The sequence below is a fragment of the uncultured Paraglaciecola sp. genome, from assembly GCF_913020055.1.
GTDB lineage: Bacteria > Pseudomonadota > Gammaproteobacteria > Enterobacterales > Alteromonadaceae > Paraglaciecola.
Genome location: NZ_CAJWCF010000164.1, coordinates 1 through 5,260, shown reverse-complemented (window position 1 = coordinate 5,260; position 5,260 = coordinate 1). Strand labels below are relative to the sequence as shown.

2 protein-coding genes are annotated in these 5,260 nt (G+C 43.1%); both read left to right on the top strand.

All coding sequences use genetic code 11. The features are described 5' to 3' along the window. On the top strand, positions 1 to 1,138 hold a 1,138-nt coding region (locus tag QZ488_RS20920; RefSeq protein WP_293752404.1), incomplete at its 5' end, for a glycosyltransferase. Between the two features lie 817 nt (positions 1,139 to 1,955). Further along, positions 1,956 to 4,829 (top strand): S8 family serine peptidase, encoded by a 2,874-nt coding sequence (locus tag QZ488_RS20915; protein WP_293752402.1) that lies wholly within the window; start codon positions 1,956 to 1,958, stop codon positions 4,827 to 4,829. Positions 4,830 to 5,260: the final 431 nt, after the last annotated feature.

Genomic DNA, 5,260 nt, shown 5'->3' with positions numbered 1-5,260 from the left:
ACTCTATATCAATAAGAATATGGCGGTCGTGAACTCTATACTAAAGCAATCAGGGTTGACTCGTTTTTACGGTCCCGGATATGTCGACAGCAAAACGCTTAAAAAAGGACTTTCTGCATTTGTTGACGCGACAGGCCCTTATGATATTGTAATAATTGATGCAGTAACGCTTTTTTGGACAAAAAAAAATGGTGCCGACCCCTTGAAAGGTAGCTTTAACTACTTTAGCTACTCGGATATTGAACATTGTTTTCAAGATATGATTGACTTCTTTTTGAACTCCAGTAAGTCTATACCTCATAAAGTATTTTATCCCAATTTTGACCCTTACAACGTTTCAAATCAACAACTGGAATTGCTCGAATCCACAGAAAGTTATTTGCTCACGAGGGATTCTAAATTTTGGCTTAAAAAGGAGCAGATGGAAGATTTAGAAATGGAAAAATTCTCGAACTCTGTTAACGATAATTGGGCTGAATTTATTGATAAAAGTGGCGAGAAAATAGTTTCGTTTCATGGAACGGTAGGTGAAGACGAGTTTAAATATCACCCATTGGAATTTAGGTCTTTTGATGTCGCTGTACCGGGTGTAGGTTATTACAATAGAGCTAAGGCATTAGATAATTTAAAGTTAGTAAATAATGGAATTAAGTTATCTTTAGATGGACAAGGAATTAAACGAAAACTGAGGTCACGCTTTTTTCTTTTAACTCAAACAAGAAAGTCTTTGAGTGATTATCAGGAAACATTTTTTCGTACGATAGAAGACTCGAAAATGTGTTTTACATGCGGCTCTGCATTGGGGTATTCAATAAGAAAATTTGTTGAGATTCCTTCAAGAGGAGGTGTTTTATTATGTAAACCCTTTGCAGGTTTCAAACACGTGGGCTATTTATCGGGGAAAAACTGTTTCGCAGTAGAGCCAGACACTATTGGCGATCGAGTTACTCAGCTCTTGGGTGATATGGATGAACTCGAAAGGGTCGCTAGAGCAGGTCAAGAGATGGTGCTAGATTTGCACAGTTTTTCTTCTCGAGTTTCTCAGATTCGATCTATGTTTGAATCAATGATCGACAATGATTTTGAAGGTTCAGAGTGGCTGGATGGGAATTTGAATATCATCAAGGCTAGGTGCTAGGTGCTAGGTGCTAGGGTTAAAAGTGAAATCGGGACGATGGGGTCGAAATCGGGACGCATAGGTTCCAGTAAACACGGGGGTTGTAGAGCAATCGTCCCGATTACCAGTAAAATATGTGTTGTTAACGCTGTGATAAGTGCTAAGTAGTAATAGTAGACAGTAATAGCACGTGCACTTAACAAAGCTAAAAACCGTGGTAATCGGGACGATTCGGCTGTAGGCCGCGTATTTACTGGGTTTAGTGCGTCCCGATTTACTTTTGAAATCGGGACTTCGTCCTGTTTTTGCCCCTATCGTCCCGATTTTGAATTTAGAAAAAAAAATTAAGCCGCTTTTTCCAATAACGCCTTTTCTGCTTTCTCAGCAAGATGTTTGTTGAGTAAAGCGTTGAGTCTCGCCCGTTCCTTTACAGCCGCGTGTCCTGCCGTGTCGAGTGCTCTGATCTGAGCGCTTGTTGATCTCGCGTAAAATTGCGGATTCATGTTTCTGTAGTTGAGGTTATTTCGCCGTCATTTACCCCTCTCTATGGGGCTGCTGGGGGCTGTAAGGGTTGTTGGTTGTTTCGTTAAGTTATTGTTCTTAAAAGGAAGATAACTTTGGCAGTTGGCTTTTGGTGGTCGTAGTAAACGGTTTCGGTCCGTTTTGTAAGTTGTTATATCTAGCTAACTAGATTCTGAGAATAGGGGATATCACACAATTTTTAAATCTTATCTGTTTTGTCTATTTTGGCTTACATATTTATTTTATTTTTTGAAGTACCATGCGCGTTGAAAACTTTCCTGAGTAGGAGAGGTAATAAATAAAGGGCTTTTTTTCAATGTATTATCTTTTACGTATAGTAATTTTATTTTTTCCTCTCAACGCCGTTTCAGGTGTTTTCGAAACTGACGAATATAATGCCCAGTGGGGCCTAGGTGCAGTCAATGCAGCAGGCGCTTATGCGAAAGGGTATACCGGTGCGGGCGTTACTATTGGTGTGGTTGATACTGGTCTTGAAGCTGATCACCAAGAGATTAGCGGCAAGTACGTATTTGGTAAAGACTTTAAAGATCCAACTAATCTATCACTAAGTAAAGATACAGGTACGCATGGTACGGCCGTTGCAAGTCTTGCTGCTGGTGTGCGCGATGGAGTGGGTATGCATGGTGTGGCTTATAATGCTGACGTGGCTGTTGGTCGAATCTTTAATGACCCATTAGTTACATGGAGTACTCCTGCCGTAGAGGAAAGTATTTTTACTGCGGTGAATTATCTTGCCGATGCGGGGGTTCGTGTTATTAATCAGAGCTATGGTCCGGCAGCATACGCGTCTGGTGTGGTGACTTATAGAAATAATTGGGGTGCTAAGGAGTTAAAGTACACCCGTGATTATTTTGAGCCTAGTGAGGCACGTATGCTTTCGGGAGATTGTAACCCCGTACCAGCTTGGGGCGATTGTGACAAATATGCGGAAGCGATTGCGCTGGCAAGAACAGTAATAGAAAAGAACGCCTTGATGGTTCGGGCCGCTGGTAATGATGGTTATAGTGACCCACAATTTATGACGGCTCTTCCCTTTGTTTACCCTGAGTTTGAAGATCCTTGGCTAATCGTTGGAGCGGTTGATGATCAGAGTACCATAACGTCTTGGAGCACCCGGTGTGGGGTGGCGCAAAACTATTGTCTAGTTGCTCCGGGAGCTAGTATTAAATCTGCTAATGCCGCCAATGGTACAAGTGATCTAATAATGAGTGGTACATCAGCGGCAGCGCCCATGGTTAGCGGTGTCGCCGCTCTTGTTGCAGAGGCTTTTCCTTACCTGACGGCGAAACAGATTAAACAAATACTACTGACAACAGCGACTGATTTGGGTGATCCGGGCGTTGATAGTATTTATGGCTGGGGGTTGGTAAATGCGGAAGCAGCGGTTATGGGTTTTAAATCGTTTGCTTCTGGTTCTCGGGCTATAACCGATAACACGGATAGCGAATGGACCAAGGACATAACCGGCAGCGGCGGGTTTACTAAAGAAGGCACGGGTACACTTACGCTTAGCGGTACTAATAGCTATACAGGGGATACCACTGTCAATGCTGGGACATTGGTGGTTGAAGGTAGTCTCGCTAGCAATCTGACCATTGCTGCCAATGGGACGCTTTCTGGTAGTGGTCAAATCGGGAATGATGTTACTGTATCTGGGACGCTTTCCCCAGGACAGTCACCAGGAACACTGACTATTGCCGGGTCATTAAGCCTTGCCTCAAGTAGTACAACAGAGATAGAAGTTGACGGTACTGGCATTGGGAGTGGGGCGGGTAATTATGACCGCATTATTTTAACGGGTGCCGGCAGTGTATTTACTGCTGATGGCAGTATAAACCCTATTTTGCGTGGTATTAGTGGCAGTGCTAATAACAACTTTACCCCGACGCTCGGGCAGTCTTTTTCCATTATAAATGCTACCGGTGGTATTAGCGGCAGTTTTGATAGCATGACCCAGCCGACCTCAGGGCTGGCAGCCAACACCCGTTTTGATTTGCTCTATGGCGACAATAATATTGACTTGGTGGCTACCCCAGGATCTTATCAGACATTTGCAGGCAATCTCAGCACTACCCGTGCCCTATTGGCTAATCTGGGTACGGCGCTTGATAATGCCCGTTCAGCTGCTGGTGTGAAGACTGCCGGAGACAGTAAGGTGTTTTTTGATGCCTTGTATCCACTGACTGAAGTTGCTGTTGGGGAGGCTATGGTAAATCTAAGTGGTACGATTCACTCTTCTCTCCTTGCTGAAAATGTGAATTTAAAACACGATTTGATGAGGCAAATAATCGACCGGGATCATTATGCGCAACGTGCTGCATTATCTGCATCTAGTGATAGTGAGATAGCTGCATTTATCTGGAAAATAGGATCAACTTCTTTCGGGGATCATAAAGGCGATTCACAAGGCTTTGGGTATGACTTTGATCGTTATGATGTGATTGGCGGCATGGATTTAGATATTGGCCGTAACTTTCAGGTGGGTTTCGGTGGTGGCTATATGGATAGCTCTGTGACAGAACATGCTCAAAATAGAGGCGGGTCACTTGAGAATTATCTTGGGTTTCTGTCAGGCAGAGGGGAATATAATAATTTTTTCAGTTCTGCGACTGTTGGTGCATCACATAGTATTTATAAAGCGGGGCGGTTAATTACTCTTGGTACCGATGGGTTCGTCAGTGGTGAAAGTGGTGGTACGGATATTTTTGGTGGGTTTGATGTAGGGTATAACTATGACCATGAGAACTTTTCACTGACGCCAAGCGTTGGTTTTTCTTTTACGTCCTTAGATCGTGATTCTTTTGACGAACAGGGCATTCATCCGGGGCGGTTATCCTTATTGCGCAGCCAAGTTTTTTCTACACGTAGTCGTGTTTCTGTTGCGGCTGAGCGGGTTGTTTCTGTCATGCGAGACAATGATTTAACCTTGAATGCTGGTCTTGCCTGGCAGCACGAATTATCTGCTGAAGGCATTGCTCCAGAGGCCACTATCTTGGGCAGTAAGTTTTCCGTTAATGCGGTTCGGCCTGTTGAAGATATGTTGCAGTTTTCTGGTGATATAGGGTTTAGCCCGTTTGCCAATACGCTTATAACTGTCGGTTATCAAGGTAACCTCGGTAATAATTACATGGCTCACAACTTCCGCGCCGGTGCAAATTTTAGTTGGTGATAGAAGTTAGGGGATGATGGCGGTTACTGGGTGTGCTTTTATAATTAATATCTAGTATAGCTCCTTCCATTTCTAACAATTCTGTGGGACACTCATGGGACAGTAGCGAGCAAATAACAGCGATAATTGGCAATAACTGACGAGGTCTATTTTCTGTAAGTTATTAATTTTATTGTGGTTTAGTGTTGTAGGTTGTTGTGGTTTATTGGTTGTAACTCACTTTTAATGCGATGGTCGACGGTTCGAATCCGTCACGACCCACCATGTATTCCTTTGTAATACAATAGCTTAAACGGATTTTAGGTTATGTCATCTGTGAAACAACAAGAGCGACTATAGTGATTTTCGAGTTATCACTGTAGTTTTTGTGTTTGTTTTCTTTTGTGGGAGCAAAAAAGATGGCTAGTTATTTCATATCTAAAGCAATTCTT

What these genes read in the sequence shown, in the direction of transcription:
- QZ488_RS20915 (WP_293752402.1), top strand. Translation starts at nt 1,956, where the DNA reads ATGTATTATCTTTTACGTATAGTAATTTTATTTTTTCCTCTCAACGCC.